Source organism: Streptosporangium sp. CA-135522 (assembly GCF_050949235.1).
Lineage (GTDB): Bacteria > Actinomycetota > Actinomycetes > Streptosporangiales > Streptosporangiaceae > Streptosporangium.
In genome coordinates this window covers 7,066,786-7,084,492 of record NZ_CP192026.1, presented here as the reverse complement: position 1 = coordinate 7,084,492, position 17,707 = coordinate 7,066,786, and the positions used below count along the sequence as shown (strand labels likewise).

Sequence of the window (17,707 nt, the reverse complement as noted above, 5' to 3'; positions counted from 1 at the left end):
CGTCACTGCGCGAGAGGCCGCTTGGTGGCGGACGCGATCCGCGCGGCGGCCTCGTCGAGCACGGCCTTGGGGTCGTCGCCGTCCAGCAGCGAGCCGGAGACGGCCTTCTTCAGCACCTCCTGAGCCTGGGCGTCGTCCCCGGTCAGCTCGACCGGAGGGATGTTCCGCACCTCGTCGGCGAACAGGCGGTTGACCCGCTGCCCGCCGAAGTACGGCTGCGCCTCGTCGAACAGCGGGTTGCTCAGCGCGGGCAGGTACGCGGGGAACAGGGCCTCTGTCCTCATCATGGAGACCTGGTTGTCCTTGTCGGTGAGCAGCCACTGGACGAACGCCCAGGCCGCTTCCCGGTTCTTCGTCTGTGAGGTGACGGCCAGCGCCGAGCCGCCGTTGGCGGAGGTGCGGACGCCGTTGGCGTCGAAGGCGGGCAGCGGGATGACCCCGAACTTGCCCGACAGCTCGGGCATCTCCCCGGTCAGCGTCCCGCTCCACCAGGCGGCGGTCGGCTGGGTGGCGGCCTTGCCCTGCTTGGTCGCGGTGACCCGGCCGTCCCAGCCCTTCTCGTTCTGCAGCAGGTCTTTGTCCTTGAGGGTCTTGAGCAGGGTGAGCGCCTTGACCGCCGCGGGGCTGTTCACCGCGACCTTGCCGTCCTTGAAGTAGCCCTGGCCGAGCTGCTGGAGCAGGGTCGTGAACATGTCGGCGGTCGTGAGGTCGGAGACGAACAGCCGTTTTCCGGTGACCTGCTTGACCTTCTCGCCCGCCTTGACCGCGTCGTCCCAGGTGACGACGGACTCGGGATCGACACCCGCCTGCTTGAAGTAGTCGCGGCGGTAGAACAGCCCCACCGGGGCGGAGTCCCACGGCAGCGCGAACAGGGCCTTGCCGGAGGTGGCCGCGGCCCACTTGGCCTGGTCGAAGTCGGCCTTGTACTTGCCCGCCACGCCGCTCAGGTCCACCAGGCCGCCGGGGAAGTTCTCGACGTACCCGGGAATGCGGGCGTCCTCCAGGGTGATCACGTCGGGCAGCCCGGAACCGGACTTCAGGCCGACCGTGATCTTGTCGTAGGCGTTGTCGTAGCCGATGTCCACCACCTGGACCTTCACCCCGGGGTGGGCCTTCTCGAACGCGGGGGCCATGCGCTGCAGCGCCTTCGCCGCGACGTCCCATGACCAGATCTTGATCTCTCCGGACAGCTTGCCGCCCGAGCTCTGTGCGATTTTCGGAGCGTCCTTCGCGGGGACGTCCCCGGTGGCGCAGCCGCTCATCGTGAGGCCGCCGGCGATCACGATTCCGGCGATGACGTGGGTTCTTTTCACCGTGCTGCTCCTCGACGAACAGTGCTATGTCACGTGGTGAATACTGAGTTTTGAATACAGTAGACGCTTTATGGGGTTATGTGCCAGACCGATTCCTCACGGCTTTTGTCGGGGGGGTTGGCTAGCGTTCCGATCGTGATCGAACGGTGGAACCGGGATCAGGTGCTTGCGCTCGCGCCCGACGCCTCATCCCAGAAAGCGGCCCAAGGGGTCTCCTCGCCCGGCAAGTGGTCGGGCGTCGGGGTCACGGCGGATGCGCTGTGGGGTGAGTGCAGAGGCAGCGGGTCCAAGCCCTACCGGGCATGTGTGGACCTGTCCGAGCCTGCCTACCGATGCAGTTGTCCGAGCCGGAAATTCCCGTGCAAACACGCCCTCGGCCTGCTGCTGCTGTGGTCGGCCGACGGCGTCCCGGTCGCCGACGAGCCCGCCGACTGGGTGACCGAGTGGCTCGACCAGCGACGCGACCGCGCCGTCAGGGCGGCGGTCCGCCCGGCCCGCACGGCGGCCGAGGCGGAACGGGGCCCCGCCATCGACACTAGCCGGGCCGCGCAGCGCGAGCAACGCGTGGCCGCGGGCCTGGCGGAGCTGGAGCGCTGGCTCGCCGACCAGATCAGGCAGGGCATCGCCGGATCCCGGCGGCACGACCACTGGGACGATCTCGCCAAACGTCTGATCGACGCCCAGGCCCCGGGGGTCGCGGGCGGCGTCTCCCGCCTGAACGCCGTCCTGGCGGCCGAGGACTGGCCCGCCCGCCTGCTCGGCGAATACTCCCTCCTGCACCTGCTGTGCGTGGCCCACCGCCGCCTCCCCGAGGTCGTGCGGGCGGCCGGAGACGGTCCGGACGCCCGAGCCGGTGCCGGGACGCCGCACCCGCCGGGCGCCGCGCTCCTGCGACGGGTCCGCGAGCGCATCGGCTTCCCGGTCACGAAGGAGGAGGTCCTCGCGGGAGAGACGGTCAGGGACGTGTGGGACGTGCTCGGCCGCCGCGACGAGGAGCAGGACCGGCTGGTCGCGCGCCGGGTCTGGCTGCGCGGCAGGAACACCGGCCGGCCGGCGCTCGTGCTCTCCTTCGCCCCCGTCGGCCAGGCCCTCGACGCCTCGCTCGTCACCGGCACCGCCCTCGACGCCGACCTGGCGTTCTATCCGGGCTCCTCGCCGCTGCGGGCCCTGGTCGCCGTCCGTCACGACGGCGCCGCCGCGGCCCCCGCGCCCGGCTCCACCCCGCAGGAGGCACTGGAGGAGGTGGCCGGGGCCCTGGCCGGAGACCCCTGGGTGGACTCCTGGCCCGTCGTCCTCGATTCGGTGGTCCCCGTCGAGAACGGTTCCTGGTCGCTCTGCGACGCCTCCGGAGGCCTCGCGCTGCACCCGTCCGCCGGCACCCCCTGGCGGCTGATAGCGACCTCCGGCGGCCACCCGCTGACCGTCGCCGCCGAATGGACCCCCAGCGGCCTGCGACCCCTTACGACATGGGACGAGAAGGGCCGGGTGATCGTGCTGTGAACACCACGACCGAATGGCAGGACCTGGTCTCGGCGGCCCTCGTCGGCACCGACCGCCGTCCCCTCACCGGTGACTCCGCCGCCGAGGTCGAACTGCTCGAACGCGCCGCCATGCACACCCTGCGGACGCGGGCCGGCCGCCGGCTGGGCCAGGGCGGGCCGCTGAGCGTCGCCCCGCCCGAGGAGCAGCCCGCCGTCTCGTCCGCCGCGGCCGACCGGCTGGCTCGGATCCTCGGTGGAGAACGGCCGAGGCTGCTGGCCGAATGGCTGGAGACCGCCGCCGGGCACGGTTACCGGATCCCACCGCACCTGCTGCCCGAGCTCCTCGACCAGGGTGCCAGGGACCGGTCGATCCGCTCGCACCTCGGCGTCCTCGCCGGAAACCGGGGCCGCTGGCTGGCCGGTCTCAACCCGGCGTGGAGCTTCCTGCTGGAGGAGGTCACCACGATCGCCGCGACCGGCTCCGGCGACGCCCCGGCGGTCTGGGAGTTCGGCACCTCCGGTGACCGCCGCGCCTATCTGGGCACGCTGCGGGCGACCGACCCGGCCGGCGCCAGACAACTGCTCACGACGACGTGGGAGCGGGAGACCCCCGACGACCGGGCGGCTTTCCTGGAGGTTCTCGCCGACCGGCTCTCGCCCGACGACGAGCCGTTCCTGGAGGCCGCCCTCGACGACCGCCGCCGCGAGGTCCGCCACCAGGCCGCCGACCTGCTCACCCGCCTGCCGGACTCACGGCTGGGCCTGCGAATGGCCGAACGGGTCGCCCGCTATGTCACCGTCGAAGCCGGGAAGATCCAGGTCACCCTGCCCGTCGCCTGCGACGGCACGATGGAGCGCGACGGCATCCGGGCCAAGCCGCCCCAGGGAACCGGGGAGCGGAGCTGGTGGCTGCAGCAGGCCGTGGCACGCACCCCGCTCGGTGTCTGGCCCCGCCTGCTCGGCCACCCGCCCGGCGAGCTCGTCCGCATGAAGATCGTCGACTGGGGGCGTGAGGTCATGGCGGGCTGGGTCCGGGCCACCGTGCTCCAGAGCGATCCCGAATGGGCCAGGGAGCTGTTCGCCTGGGATCCGCTCGCCGACCTGCTGGCCGCGCTGCCCCCGGCCGAGCAGGAGAGCGTCGCGGCCGGTTTCGTCCGGCGGCACGGACTGGACGGCCAGCTCATCATGGTCCTCGGCGGAGCCGCGGCACCCTGGGGACCGGGCCTGGCCGGGGCCGTGCTGCAGAAGATCCTGGAGGTCTCCGGCACCCAACCGTGGAATCTCGGCGAGCTGACCAAGCTCGCCGGCGAGCGCATCGACCCCGCCCTGTACGGCGTGGCCGAGCGACTCTCCCTCGAACCGCCCATCCAGGAGGTCGCCGCCCTCCTGCGTTTCCGCAACGACATGGTGAAGGAGCTTTCGTGACAACGGTCCTGCGGGCCCACGCCGAAGACCAGTACGCCGAAGAACTGGCGATCCTGGCCAAGAACGACGACCGGACCCGGCCGCCGGGATGGAAACTGTCCCCCTGGGCGGTGACCGGCTACATCCTGGGCGACGGCGACCAGATCACCCCGAAGTACATCGGGCCCCGCCGCATCGTGGAGGTGGCCGTGGCGACCCTGGCCACCGACCGCGCGCTGCTGCTGCTCGGCGTGCCCGGCACCGCCAAGACCTGGCTGTCGGAGCATCTGGCCGCCGCGATCAGCGGCGACTCCACCCTGCTCGTGCAGGGAACGGCGGGTACGGCCGAAGAGGCCATCCGCTACGGCTGGAACTACGCCCGGCTGCTGTCGGAGGGCCCCTCCAGGCAGGCTCTCACCCCCAGCCCGGTGATGCGCGCGATGGCCGAGGGACGCATCGCCCGGGTGGAGGAGCTGACCCGCATGCCCTCCGACGTCCAGGACGCGCTGATCACGGTGCTGTCGGAGAAGACGTTGCCGATCCCCGAGCTCAACGAGGAGGTCCAGGCCACGCGCGGCTTCAACGTCATCGCCACCGCCAACGACCGCGACCGCGGGGTCAACGACCTGTCCAGCGCGCTGCGCCGCAGGTTCAACACCGTCGTGCTGCCGGTCCCGGCCACCGCCGAGGAGGAGGTGGACATCGTCTCCCGCCGCGTCGACCAGCTCGGCCGCTCCCTGGAACTGCCCCGGACCACGACGGGCCTGGAGGAGATCCGCCGTGTCGTCACGGTCTTCCGCGAGCTGCGCACCGGTGTCACCGAGGACGGCCGCACCAAGGTCAAGTCTCCCAGTGGCACCCTCAGCACGGCCGAGGCCATCTCCGTGCTCACCAGCGGCATCGCCCTGGCCGCCCACTTCGGCGACGGCGTGCTGCGCCCCTCCGACGTGGCCGCCGGTATCGTCGGCGCCGTGGTCCAGGACCCGGTCTCCGACCGTGTCGTCTGGCGGGAATACCTCGAGACCGTCGTCCGTGAGCGCCAGGACTGGCGTGACTTCTACCGGGCCTGCCGTGACGCGGGCTGAGGCGCGGTTCGAGGCGTCGGCCGGTGTGCGATCTGAGGCGTGCTCTGGGGCGTCGTCCAGGGCACGGCCTGGGAAACGGACCGCCGAGGCGACGCCGTCCCGTCTCACGGTGATCGCACCGCGCGCCGTCCGGCGCGGCTCGTCTACGGCCGCGCGGACGGGCGCCCCGGTGACCGGAGGGCGCCCATGAGCGTCTCCGTGCTGGGAGTCCGGCACCACGGGCCTGGTTCGGCGCGGTCCCTGAGAGACGAGCTCGAACGGCTCAAGCCGGACATCGTGCTCATCGAGGGGCCGCCGGAGGCCGACGAGCTGGTCGCGCTGGCCAAGGACCCCGGCCTCGAACCCCCGGTCGCGTTGCTGGCCCACGTGCCGGGGGAGCCGTCCAAGGCCGCCTTCTGGCCGTTCGCGGTCTTCTCCCCCGAATGGCAGGCGATCGGCCACGCGGTGGAGGCGGGCGTCCCGGTCCGGTTCTGCGACCTGCCCGCCGCCCACAGCCTCGCCTCCCGGCCGGACGAGCCGCGGCAGGAATCGGCGGACGGCCGGGCGCCGGACTCCGAGGCGGGTGCCGTACGGGTCGATCCGATCGGGACGCTCGCTCACGCCGCCGGATACGACGATCCGGAGCGCTGGTGGGAGGACGTGGTCGAGCACCGGGGGGACACGCCGTTCCAGGTGATCGCCGAAGCGATGGCGGCGGTCCGCGACGGGCATGTGGCCGACGAGCACGAAGCCAGGCGTGAGGCCTTCATGCGGCGCACGATCCGCAAGGCGGTCAAGGACGGGTTCGAACGGATCGCCGTCGTCTGCGGCGCCTGGCACGTGCCCGCACTGGCCGGGACGTCGCGTGAGGGCGCCGTCTGGGGGGCCGGGCTGCCCACGGTGAAGGCCGACGACGCGCTGCTGCGGGGACTGCCGAAGGTCAAGACCGAGACGACCTGGGTGCCGTGGACGTACGGGCGGCTGGCCGCCTGGAGCGGATACGGCGCGGGGGTGACCTCGCCGGGCTGGTACCACCACCTGTTCGCCGCCGCCGACCGCCCGGTGGAGCGGTGGCTGACCGCGGCCGCCGGGGTGTTGCGTGAGGAGGACCTGCCGGCCTCCTCCGCGCACGTCATCGAGGCGGTACGGCTCACGCAGAGCCTGGCCGTGCTCCGGGGACGGCCGCTGGCGGGGCTGGCGGAGGTCACCGAGGCGGTCAGGGCCGTGTTGTGCGAGGGCGACGACCTGCCGGTGGAGCTGATCCAGCGGCGCATGGTCGTGGGGGAACGGCTCGGCCGTGTTCCCGACGCGACCCCGATGGTCCCCCTGCAACGTCACCTCCGCGAGGAGCATCGGCGGCTGAAGCTCAAGCCCGAGGCCCTGGACCGCGAGCACGACCTCGACCTGCGCAAGCCCCTCGACCTGGAGCGCAGCCGCCTGCTGCACCGGCTGCGGCTGCTCGGCGTGGAGTGGGGCACGCCCCAGGAGAGCCGGAGCAAGGGCACCTTCCGCGAGTCGTGGTCACTTGCCTGGCGTCCCGAGTTCGACATCGACCTGATCGAGGCGAGCGCCTGGGGCACCACGGTTCCCGCCGCCGCCACCGCCCGGGTCCGCGACCTCGCCGACGGAGGGCGGGCGCCCGGTCCGGCCACGCGGCGTGCGGGTTCCGGGGGAGGCGCCCCGCCGGGCTCCGGGACATCCGGCGGCGGGCAGGGCGGCGCGCCGGACGTCTCGCTGGCGAGCCTCACCGGGCTGGTGGAGCGCTGCCTGCTCGCGGACCTGCCGGACGCGCTGCCGTACGTGCTCGACTCGCTGTCGGCGCGGGCCGCGCTCGACAGCGACGTCACGCACCTGATGGCCGCGCTTCCCGCGATGGTCCGCGCCCAGCGCTACGGCGACGTGCGCGGCACCCCCGCCGCCGGCCTGGCCACCATCGTCGACGCCCTGCTCACCAGGGTCTGCGTCGGGCTGGGCGGCGCCGTCACCGGCCTCGACGACGACGCCGCCCGCGACCTGCTGCGCCACATCGACGGAGTGCACGCCGCCGTGGCCCTGCTCGACGGCGCCGCGGGTGAGGAGGCGCCCCAGCGGCGGTGGCTGGCCACGCTGCGCGGCGCGTCGGGCCGCTCCGACCTGCACGGGCTGATCGAGGGGCGGCTCACCAGGATCCTGCTGGACGCCGGGGACCTCGACGCCGCCGAGGTGGGGTCGCGGATGTCGCGGGCGATGTCGGCGGGGCACCCGCCGGCCCGGGCGGCGGCCTGGATCGAGGGGTTCCTGTCGGGCGGAGGCCTGCTGCTCGTCCATGACGCCCGGCTGCTGGCGCTGGTCGACGACTGGCTCACCGGGCTCGCCCCGGAGACGTTCGTCGACGTGCTGCCCCTGCTGCGCAGGACGTTCGGCGCCTTCGCCGCGCCCGAGCGGCGCTCGATCGGCTCGCGGGTCCGCTCGCTCGGCGCGGCCGAGAGCGCCGCCGTCGTGGAGGACATCGACGACGCGCGCGCGGCGGCGGCCGTACGGACCGTGCTGATGATTCTGGGGAAGACGGAGGGCGAGTGATGGACGAGAGGCTGCGCCGCTGGCGGCTGGTGCTCGGCGGCGACGCCGACGGCACCGGATGCGCGCTCGGCGGGACCGACGCGCAGATGGACGGCGCCCTGGCCGCGCTCTACAACGGCGGTGGCGGCGAGGGCGCATCCGAGCGGAGCGGGGGCCTGGGGGCCTCCGCCCCTCGGGTGGCGCGCTGGCTGGGCGACATCCGCTCCTATTTCCCCTCGACCGTCGTGCAGGTCATGCAGAAGGACGCCGTCGAGCGACTGAACCTGACCCGGCTGCTGCTGGAGCCGGAGATGCTGGAGGCGGTCGAGCCCGACGTCCACATGGTCGGCACGCTGCTGTCGCTCAACCGGGTGATGCCGGAGAAGGCGCGCGAGTCGGCCCGCGCGCTGGTCCGCAAGGTCGTCGCGGAGCTGGAGCGACGGCTGGTGCACAAGACGAAGGCGGCCGTGACCGGGGCGCTGGACCGGTCGGCGCGGACCCACCGGCCCAAGCGGGTCGCCGACATCGACTGGGACCGCACGATCCGGGCCAACCTGAAAAACTACCTGCCCGAGCGCAACACCGTGGTGCCGTCACGGCTGGTCGGGTACGGCAGGCGGCAGCGGGCCGTCCAGCGCGAGGTCGTGCTCTGCATCGACCAGAGCGGGTCGATGGCCGCCTCCGTCGTCTATTCGAGCGTCTTCGGCGCGGTGCTGGCCTCGATGCGCTCACTCAAGACGTCGCTGGTGGTCTTCGACACCTCGGTCGTCGACCTCACCGACCAGCTCCACGATCCGGTGGAGCTGCTGTTCGGCACCCAGCTCGGCGGCGGCACCGACATCAACCGGGCCATCGCCTACGGCCAGGGCCTCATCACCCGACCCACCGACTCCATCTTCATCCTGATCAGCGACCTCTACGAGGGCGGCGTCCGGGAGGAGATGCTGCGCAGGGTCGCCCAGATGACCGCGGCCGGGGTCCAGGTCATCGTGCTGCTGGCGCTGTCGGACGAGGGCGCGCCCTTCTACGACCGAGACAACGCCGCCGCCCTTGCCGCGCTGGGTGTGCCCGCCTTCGCCTGCACTCCCGACGCCTTCCCCGACCTGATGGCCGCCGCGATCGAACGCCGCGACATCGGCCGGTGGGCCGAGAAGGAGCTGGAGCGCACGGCCACCTGAACCCGCTCTGACGGGGACGGCACGGCGGCCCGTCCCCGTCAGAGCGCCGTGGCCGACAGGAACGTGGCCGCCGAACGGGCCGACCCGGCGAACGTCGTGCCGATCGGCGAAGGCCGGGCCCAGGCATGAACACCCTGATGGGCGCCCCGGACGTCGCCGCCGGTTGACCCCTCCTATGGAAGACGCCGCTTCGAAAGTGCACGATAAGCGGCTCGAACGGAACCCGTGGGCTCCCGCCGATCAGCGGCTGCCGTACGGACAGTTGTCGGAGGTGGAGAAGGAAAAGGACAGGGCGGGCGTCACGTTCCACGCCGTGCCCGTGGCCACCGCGCGATCTTCGGTCCTTCTCATGGACTCCGAACGATCGCGCGATGGCCGGTGTCGCCTGACCGCGATCAGCAAGCTCGCGAAGGCACGGTGTATCAGGCTGTGTAGCAGTACGGGGTGTTGTAGGTGTTGAGCGTGCAGATGACCCGGTCGGTGTCGTGGAAACGCGTCCACATGAAAGCGGAGGGGCTCTGCGCCCAGCTGGTGTCGTGGTAGACGTAGCTGGACTCGATCATGATTCCGTCGGCGTCGTAGAACCAGCCGAACTCGTTGTCGCTGGACTTACCGGAGGGCAGCCAGCGGACGTTGCAGCTCCAGGTCGCCCTGACGACATTGGCCGACCCGTCGTTTCCCCCGCTGGGATTCCAGATGTTGCAGCTGCTCGTGCCGCCGCTGAGAAACCGGGCCACCTTCAACGTGTAGTTGGAGGGAAGGCGGTTCTCGACCGTGCCGAAGGCGCCTGCCAGGGCCGCCGGCGGGGCGATGGCGTTGGTGGCCACGAAAACGCCGGCCAGCATCATCACGGCGGCCAGGAGGCGAGCGGTCCTGTTCCGTAATCTCATCTTCACGGATCTCCTTTGTTGCGGCGACCACCCGGGACCGGGTGAAATGCCGCCTCGACCGGGGGGTGACCTCGACCGTGTCCTGACTTCCAGACGCCGCGATCCACGCGATACCGGAATCCGGTCCTGATCGCGGCGAAGCCCGGAAGACGACGGCGGACGGGGAGGCGAAAAGCGCATCGCGGGGTCTCACCTTGACGCCGGTGTCACCCCGCTGGCGGGAAACACTGGCACGCCCGCGAACCTGTGAACAAGGGTTCGGAGCCGCCTGGGACGCTGGGATGACGAGAGGGTGCTGAGCTGCGGCGAAGCCGAGGCCTTGGGACGCGTGCGGGCTGGTCCCACGGTCGTCGGGTCCCGGCGAACCCCCGCCCTGGACGCCGCCGGTGACCTCCGGCGCGCGGCCGGACGGTTTCGCCGGAGAGCGCCGGGCATCGCCGGGCCTGCCGGCCGCCAGGCTCCCCACGATGGAACCGTCCACCGACCATGCGATCGATGGGGCGAGCGATACGATCGATCGGTCGGTCTTGTTTTTGGTCCGAGGCGTGATCCCTTCTTCGCGGCGGTCGGGAAGAGCGCCGTGGCGATCGGAAACGATCACGCCTTTGCCGTGAGATGTTCACCCCGTACTGGGATACTCCGGCCATCTCTGCTTCACGGGAGAAGGGCGCCGGTGTGTCTGCGCGAGAGCTGGCAGAGTTGTTGTCCGAGCTGAAACTGCGCAGCGGCCGCAGCTACGAAGCGCTGGCGCGCCGCACCGGCATGAGCCGCTCCGCGGTGCACCGCTACTGCCGGGGCGAGATCGTGCCGGACACCTATGGAATGGTCGAGCGCATCGCCCTGGCGTGCGGGGCGAGCAAGGGCGAGCTCACCGAACTGTATCGGCTCTGGGCGCGCGCCGACGCGCGATCCGGCCGGGGGAGCGCGGCGGGGCCGGCCGTACAGGCGCACGGACAGGCGCACGGACAGGCGTACGGGACCGCGGGGCCGGCCGTGCGGATGCCTGAGGAGGCGTACGGGACCGCAGGGGCGGCCGTGCGGACGGAGGGGAGCGGAGGCCCGGAGGCGACCGCCGGCGGTGACGGGAAGGACGGGAGGGAGCCGGGTCCGGCGGTGCCGGACCCGGCGCGGGGGGCGGTCCGTCCGTGGACGAGACGAAGAGGCACCCTCCTGGGCCTTGTCGCCGCGGTCATCGCCCTCATCGTGAGCGTGCCGTCCGCCTCGGAGCCCTCCTCCCGGGCTCCCCGGGCCGTCCCGCGGCCCCCTCTCCCGGCGCAGTGGGTGACCGGTCCCGCTTGGAGCCTGCCGGAGGCTCCAGTGCCGCGTACCTTGTTCGGGGTCACCCTCAACAGCGCCACCGGCGCCATGCCCGCCTTTCCGGTCGGCGCGGTACGCCTGTGGGACAGCGAGACCCGCTGGGCGCAGATCCAGCCGCGGCGCGGCGAGTTCAACTGGTCGACCCTCGACCGCCAGGTCGCGGGAGCCGAGGGCGCCGGGCTCCCGGTGCTGTTCGTCATGGGTGGCACGCCCGGATGGGCCAGCCCCGCGGGCACGCGGGCTCCCTACCCGGACGACTCGCGCGCCGCGCCGCCGGACGCCCTCGCCGACTGGGACACGTTCGTGCGCGCCCTCGCCAGGCGTTACCGGGGACGGATCGAGGCCTACGAGCTGTGGGTGCTCGGCAACGACCGTCGGTTCTACACGGGCAGCGCCGAGACGCTGGTCGACATGACGCGGCGGGCGAGCCGGATCATCCGTACGGTGGACCGGAAGGCGGTCGTGGTGTGTCCGGGGATGGGGCGGCTGTGGACGCCGGAAGGCCAGGCCGTGCTGCGGCGATTCGCCGAGCTGGGCGGCTACGACCACTGTGACGTCGCAAGCGTCAAGCTGCACCAGCGCGTCGCCTCCGACCCTCCGGAGACCATGCTGGAGCTGGCGACCACCGTCGACCGGGTGCTGCACCAGGCGGGCGTCCAGCCACGGCTGTGGAGCACCGGTACCACCTACTCGATCCCGCTGCAGGGCTCGTTGGACGAGACCCGGGCCCGTGACTACGCGGTGCGTTTCTTCCTCGTCGGGCTTTACGCACGCAACGTCAACCTCGAACGTATGTACTTCTACAACTGGGGCGGCACCAAGATCCCGATCGTCCTGCAGGCGGAAGAGGGCGTGCCCACCCGGGCGGCGCTGGCGGTGGCGCAGCTGCAGCGCTGGCTCCTCCACGCGCGAAGCCGGTCCTGCGGTCACGGGGTGGCGATCAACCTGCCGGAGAACGTCTGGCAGTGCCGCTTCACCATCGCCGAGCCCCACCGGCGTCACCACGAGGCGACGGTCCGCTGGGCGGCCACCGGCACCGCCGACACCTCGGTCACGCCCGGCGCGCGCAGTATCCGGCGGCTGGACGGCAGCACCGTTCCCGTACGGCCCGGGGACGTCGTCACCGTCACCGGGGAGCCGATCCTCATGGAATGATCCCGCCTCGGGCGGCCTGGCCGTACGGGCCGGTGATCCGTGCGGCCAGGCCGCGCGTCAGGTGCGGAACGGGCCGGTCACGCAGTAGGTGATCCCGCCGGAGGAGGAGCCGGAGGTGCCGCGCTGTGAGGAGAAGTACAGGCGGTCGCCCGCGGGGCTGAAGGCAGGGTCGGTGATCTCCGAGGAGGACTGGCCGTTGATCCGCAGGAACGGCGAGATCTTGTCGTCCGGGGTGATCAGGCAGATCTCCATGTCGCCGCCGTCCTCGGCGACGTAGAGGTCTCCGAAGGACGAGCCGGTGACGTTGTCCACGCCGGTCAGCGGCGCCGTGCCGGGGCTGACGAGGTTGTCGTCGTAGGCGAGCTCGTAGGTGCCGGCGGCGAGGTTGACCTGCCATACCCGGTTGTCGCCCTTGGTGGTGAACCACACGGTGTCGTTGGCGTAGTGGCAGCCCTCGCCGCCGTTGAAGGACTTGGAACCGGAGACCTGGCCGCGGGTCGCGGTCGGGGAGCCGTCCGGGTCGGGAACGTCGGCCCAGGTGAAGGAGCCGGAGGTGGCCGTCCCCGCGCGAAGCACCTGCAGCGTGCCGGACGACAGGTCGCCCCAGGTCGTCGGGATGAACCGGTAGAACCGGCCGTCGGTCTCGTCCTCGGTCAGGTAGATCACCTTGCGGACCGGGTCGGCCGCCGCCGCCTCGTGCTTGAACTGGCCCAGAGCCGGGCGCCGCACCGCGGAACCCCCGAAGGGGTAGGTCTCGTAGACGTAGCCGCGGCTCACCTCCTCGCACGACAGCCAGGTGTTCCACGGCGTCGCGCCACCGGCGCAGTTCTGCCGGGTGCCCGACAGGATCGAGTTCGCCGAGACGACGCCGCCGCCGGAGTTGAAACGGATCGCCGAGGCGCCCCCGCCGGGATTGATCTCGGAGTTGGACACGTAGATCCAGCCGCTGCCGTCGGCGAAGCAGGCGCCGCCGTCGGGTGCGCTGTGCCAGGTGTAGGAGGTGCCGGGGACCACCTGCCCGGAGCGGGCGATCACCTGGCTGGTGAATCCCGCCGGAAGCCGGATGCCGTTGCCGTCGGCGGCCAGCAGGGCCCCGTAGGGGCCGGGGGCGTTCTGGGCCGGAGCCGCGAGGGCGTCCTGCCAGAGGCTTCCGGGGAAGGCCAGGGTGCTCGCACCGAGCACCGAGGCGCGAAGGAATGTACGGCGTTCCACGACGAACCTCCCGCATGAGGATCAACAGGACCGTTCCCCCGATGGCCTCCGACACTAGAAGCGCCGGTGAACGTCCGCCCGTGCGCGCGGTTAACGGAGCGTGGCCTGCCCGCGCCGATTGCGCGCCATGCCGGCTCCAGGCGGTGGCGGGTCCTACGACCAAGGGCTGAGCCGCCAGGCCGATGCTCCGCGCGGGGCATCGGCCGTACTGTCCGACCATGACTGCTACGACGCTTATCGCCCCACCCGAGGGGATATTTGCCCCGCGTTTCCGTGCGCTGACGGTCGGCATGGTCGCGCTGATCGTCCTGGTGGCCTTCGAGGCGCTCGCCGTGGCGACCGCCATGCCGGTCGTGGGGCGTGAGCTGGACGGGCTCGCGTTGTACGCCCTGGCCTTCAGCGGATCGCTCGCCGCCGCGATGATCGCCACCGTGCTGGGCGGGCGCTGGGCCGACGTCCGGGGGCCGGTCGCCCCGCTCTGGGCGGGTGTGGCCGCCTTCGCGGCGGGACTGGTGATCGCCGGTGCGGCGCCGACCATGGACGTGTTCATCCTGGGCCGGTTCGTGCAGGGATTCGGCGGCGGGATGTTCCAGGTCTCCATGTACGTGCTGGTGTCCCGGGTCTACCCGTCGGCCATGCACCCCAAGGTCTTCTCCGTCTTCGCCGGAGCCTGGGTGGTGCCGTCCATGGTCGGGCCGGCGATCACCGGTGTCGTGGTGCAGCAGCTCAACTGGCGCTGGGTATTCCTGGGCGTGCCGCTGCTGATCATCCCTTCGGCGCTGCTGCTGTGGCGCGGCCTGTCGTCCACACCGGCCGAGGACCGCTCCGAGGTGAGCGAGCGCACCCCCATCGCACGCAGGCTGGGCTGGGCGGTGCTGACGGCCGTGGGCGCCGCGCTCATGCAGTACGGCGGGGCGGCTCGCGGCGCCGGGCTGATCCTGCTGGTCGCCGGCCTGCTCGTGCTGGTCTTCACGCTGCCCCGCCTGCTGCCGCCCGGCACCCTGCGCGCCGCGCGCGGCCTTCCCTCGGTGATCACCCTGCGCGGGATCGTCGCGGGCACGGTCTTCGGCGGCGAGGTGTTCCTGCCCCTCATGCTCACCGGAGAGCGCGGCCTGTCGCCCACCCAGGCCGGGATGGTGCTCACCGGCGGCGCGCTCGCCTGGTCGACCGGCTCGTGGATCGTCGGACGCAAGCGCTACGACCGCACCCTGATCCTGCGGATCGGCCCCGCCCTGGTCACCTCGGGCATCGTGCTGGCGGCCCTGACCGTCTTCCCGGCCGTCCCCGTCGCACTGGCCTATCTCGGCCAGATCGTGCTCGGACTCGGCATCGGGATCGTCTACCCGACGCTGTCGGTGCTCGTGCTGGAGCTGTCGCGTCCCGGTGAGGAGGGCGACAACAGCGCCTCGATGGGGATCGGGGAGTCGGTCTTCACCGTGGTGACGGTCGCCGTCACCGGCGCGATCGTCGCCGCTTTCGGCGCCGTCGGCCCCGTCTACCTGGTGTGCTTCGCGCTGACCGCGCTCCTGGCGAGCACGGGAGTGCTGGTCGCCGGCCGGTTCAGGGCCTGACCTCGTGGCACTATGGGAAGAACGCCGCCCTTCTCCGTGTTGAGGGGTGAGTCCCGCCTCCGGGCGGGATTTGCGTTTTTCTGAGCAAAGATCGAGGAGGGTTCATGCCGCGCGTGCGCGAGCTTGAGATGTTCCGCCTTGTCCTGCCCTACGGCAGGCGGCCGGAGAGCATCCTCGTACGGCTCACCGACTATGGAGGCATGACCGGGTGGGGAGAGGTCGTCGACCCCGATCCCAAGACCTGGACCTCCCTTGAGGAGCGGCTCGGACAGGCGCTGATCGGCGTCGACTGGGAGCACCCCGACGAGCTGGGCGTCATCCCCGGCGGCGCCGCCGCCGACATGGCCTGCTGGGACCTGTGGACCAGGATGAGCGGTGTGCCGCTCTCCCACGCGCTGGGCGGCAGCCGCACCTCGTTGATGGCCACCGTACGGATCGGCGGTGAGCGCAACCTGGAGAGCCTGGTCGACCGGGTGAACCGCCACGTCTGCGCCGGCTACGCCCACATCACCCTGGACGTCCACCCCGGCTGGGACATCGAGCCGCTGCGCGCCGTCCGGCAGGCCTATCCGGCGCTGAGCATCGGCGTGGACGCCCGCGGCGCCTACACCGATATCGCCGCCCTCGAGGCGCTGGACGCCTACACGCTCTCATCCATCGAGCGCCCGTTCGCCGGCCCGGCCGGCTTCACCGACCACGCGGACCTGCAGGAGCGCGTCGCCGCCCCGGTCCTGCTGGAGGTGTCCTCGCTGGCCGAGCTCGACGAGGCGATCCTCCTGAAGGCGGGCCGGGCGCTGCTGATGCACCCGGCCTCCCTGGGCTCCCTGAGCGAGGTGCGGCGGGTGCACGACCGGGCGGTGACGGCCGGATGGGAGATCGCCTGCGCCGGGGGCCGGGGCACCGGCCTGGCGCGGGCGGCCACGGTCGCCGCGGCCAGCATGCCCGGCTGCGTGCTGCCCTGCGACGTGGCCGAGCCGCCGCGCAGCGCACAGATCGTCATCCCGCCGGTCGGCGCCTCCGGCGGCGTCGTGGCCGTGCCGCTCACCCAGCCGGGCCTGGGCCACACCGTCGACGTGGCCCGCGTCCGCCGTCTCGCCAAGGATTCCTACGCCGTCTGAGTGCCTCCGGTGACGTTCTCCGCCAGCGAGCCGCCGGCCGGCCCGGCCATCCGAGGGGGAGCGTTCGCCTGAGCTCTCCTACCGGCCTTACTTCTGGGTGTAGAGTGCGGTGTCGAGGGCGGCGCCGACCTGCTTGACGCCGGCTTCCGTGGTGGGCAGCGCGGTCACGGTGATCGTGGCCGTCCGGCCGTCCTCGGTGACGCCGTTACGGGTCTCATAGCCCGCGATGTCGCCGCCGTGGCCCCATGCGTGGCCGCCGCAGCTCAGCTTGATCTTCACCAGACCGAGCCCGTACGACCATCCGGCCGGGAGTCCGGGCGCCTCGACCGTCTGCTTCATCTGCTCAAGCTGGGCCGGCTTGAGGAGCTTGCCGCCCAGCAACGCGCTCAGGAAGCGGTTGACGTCGCGCGGGGTGCTGACCAGCTGCCCGGCCGCCCATCCCCAGGCGGGGTCCATCTCGGTGACGTCCACCAGCTCGCCGCCCGGCTCACCGGTCTTGGAGTGGTATCCGTTGGGGTGGGCGCCGCGGATCGTCTGCTCGCCGACGCCGGGCCAGTAGGTGTCGCGCAGCCCGAGCGGCGTGATGATCCGGTTGGTGACCTCCTCGCTGACCGGCCGGCCCGTGACCTTCTGCACCAGCATGCCGAGCAGGGCGTAACCGGTGTTGCTGTAGCTCCAGCCCTTGCCGGGGGCGAACACCGGCTTCTGCGCCAGCCCCATGTCGAGTAGTTCCCGGGGCTCGAAGTACCGGTGCTGGCTCTCGAAGAACGACGATGTGATGGCCTTCGAGTACTCCGGCAGGCCGGCGGTGTGCTGGATCATCTGGCGGGTGGTGATCTTCCGGCCGTCGTTGCCGTTGCCGCGTACCAGGCCGGGCAGATACTTCTCGACCGGCGCGTCAAGGTCGATCCTGCCTTCGCCGGCCAGTTGCAGCACGACCACGGCGGTGAACGTCTTGGTGGTGCTGCCGATGCGCACCCGCCCGTTGACCGGGACCTTCGCCCGCGTCTCCAGGTCTGCCACGCCGGCGGTGTAGTCGCGCACCCGCCCGTCGCGGCCCCGCACCGCGGCCAGGACGCCGGGGAAACCGCCGGTGCGGACCAGGTCGTTCATGCTCGTCTGCAGGGCGTCGGCGGGGCCGCTCGGCGGAGCGGCATCGGCGCCGGCCGGGGCGGGGTTCAGGCCGAGGGCACCCAGCGCAAGGGCGGCGGCGGTGGCCAGGGCCAGCAGGCCACGGCGCCTGGCGGAGCCGGGCCTGGTCGACGGGGACGTGACGGTGAAATATGACATCAGGGGCTCCCTGCTTGATGGCGCGGTTGTGCTGCCAGCAAGCATGTCGGCGCGAGCAGGTCACGAACGATCCCGCCGACCCGAGTCATGAGGTACGGCCAGCACTACCGCCGTGCCGGGGGCCGGCTCCGCTGCCTACGTCTCCGCTGGGACGGCGCGCCCGGCCGCGGACCGCC

Annotated in this window: 12 protein-coding genes; 8 read left to right on the top strand and 4 right to left on the bottom strand. The window is 72.0% G+C overall.

What is annotated here, in order from left to right:
- Nucleotides 1-2 precede the first annotated feature (2 nt).
- Nucleotides 3-1,313 carry an ABC transporter substrate-binding protein gene (locus tag ACQPYK_RS33735; protein WP_433240027.1) on the bottom strand — a complete coding sequence of 437 codons (1,311 nt, stop codon included), beginning with the start codon at nt 1,311-1,313 and terminating at the stop codon, nt 3-5.
- A gap of 135 nt (nt 1,314-1,448) precedes the next feature.
- On the opposite strand from ACQPYK_RS33735, the gene ACQPYK_RS33730 reads away from it, so the two are divergent.
- The 5 genes from ACQPYK_RS33730 to ACQPYK_RS33710 all read left to right on the top strand — a co-directional run bounded on the left by ACQPYK_RS33730 (nt 1,449) and on the right by ACQPYK_RS33710 (nt 8,978).
- On the top strand, nt 1,449-2,813 hold the full coding sequence (locus ACQPYK_RS33730) for an SWIM zinc finger family protein (protein WP_433240024.1): 1,365 nt from the start codon (nt 1,449-1,451) through the stop codon (nt 2,811-2,813).
- Nucleotides 2,810-4,219 (top strand): DUF5691 domain-containing protein, encoded by a 1,410-nt coding sequence (locus tag ACQPYK_RS33725; protein ID WP_433240021.1) that lies wholly within the window; start codon nt 2,810-2,812, stop codon nt 4,217-4,219. The genes ACQPYK_RS33730 and ACQPYK_RS33725 overlap by 4 nt, the downstream gene beginning before the upstream one ends.
- Entirely contained in the window at nt 4,216-5,283 is a 1,068-nt protein-coding gene (locus tag ACQPYK_RS33720) for an ATP-binding protein (RefSeq protein ID WP_433240018.1), read from the top strand. The genes ACQPYK_RS33725 and ACQPYK_RS33720 overlap by 4 nt, the downstream gene beginning before the upstream one ends.
- A gap of 186 nt (nt 5,284-5,469) precedes the next feature.
- Nucleotides 5,470-7,821 (top strand): DUF5682 family protein, encoded by a 2,352-nt coding sequence (locus ACQPYK_RS33715; protein ID WP_433240015.1) that lies wholly within the window; start codon nt 5,470-5,472, stop codon nt 7,819-7,821.
- Nucleotides 7,821-8,978 carry a VWA domain-containing protein gene (locus tag ACQPYK_RS33710; RefSeq protein WP_433240012.1) on the top strand — a complete coding sequence of 386 codons (1,158 nt, stop codon included), beginning with the start codon at nt 7,821-7,823 and terminating at the stop codon, nt 8,976-8,978. The genes ACQPYK_RS33715 and ACQPYK_RS33710 overlap by 1 nt, the downstream gene beginning before the upstream one ends.
- Before the next feature lie 422 nt (nt 8,979-9,400).
- Here ACQPYK_RS33710 and ACQPYK_RS33705 read toward each other — a convergent pair whose 3' ends face one another.
- Nucleotides 9,401-9,868, bottom strand: coding sequence for a hypothetical protein (locus ACQPYK_RS33705; protein WP_433240009.1), 468 nt, complete (start codon nt 9,866-9,868; stop codon nt 9,401-9,403).
- Between the two features lie 675 nt (nt 9,869-10,543).
- Here ACQPYK_RS33705 and ACQPYK_RS33700 point away from each other — a divergent pair.
- Nucleotides 10,544-12,340 carry a helix-turn-helix domain-containing protein gene (locus tag ACQPYK_RS33700; protein ID WP_433240006.1) on the top strand — a complete coding sequence of 599 codons (1,797 nt, stop codon included), beginning with the start codon at nt 10,544-10,546 and terminating at the stop codon, nt 12,338-12,340.
- A gap of 57 nt (nt 12,341-12,397) precedes the next feature.
- On the opposite strand, the gene ACQPYK_RS33695 is transcribed toward ACQPYK_RS33700, so the two are convergent.
- Nucleotides 12,398-13,552, bottom strand: a complete 1,155-nt coding sequence (locus ACQPYK_RS33695) for an alkaline phosphatase PhoX (RefSeq protein ID WP_433240003.1) — start codon at nt 13,550-13,552, stop codon at nt 12,398-12,400.
- 218 nt (nt 13,553-13,770) lie between these two features.
- On the opposite strand from ACQPYK_RS33695, the gene ACQPYK_RS33690 reads away from it, so the two are divergent.
- Complete coding sequence (locus ACQPYK_RS33690; RefSeq protein WP_433240000.1) at nt 13,771-15,123, top strand: MFS transporter; 1,353 nt, start codon at nt 13,771-13,773, stop codon at nt 15,121-15,123.
- Nucleotides 15,124-15,227: 104 nt separating this feature from the next.
- Nucleotides 15,228-16,241 (top strand): enolase C-terminal domain-like protein, encoded by a 1,014-nt coding sequence (locus tag ACQPYK_RS33685; protein WP_433239997.1) that lies wholly within the window; start codon nt 15,228-15,230, stop codon nt 16,239-16,241.
- A gap of 87 nt (nt 16,242-16,328) precedes the next feature.
- On the opposite strand, the gene ACQPYK_RS33680 is transcribed toward ACQPYK_RS33685, so the two are convergent.
- Nucleotides 16,329-17,531 carry a serine hydrolase domain-containing protein gene (locus ACQPYK_RS33680; protein ID WP_433239994.1) on the bottom strand — a complete coding sequence of 401 codons (1,203 nt, stop codon included), beginning with the start codon at nt 17,529-17,531 and terminating at the stop codon, nt 16,329-16,331.
- Nucleotides 17,532-17,707: the final 176 nt, after the last annotated feature.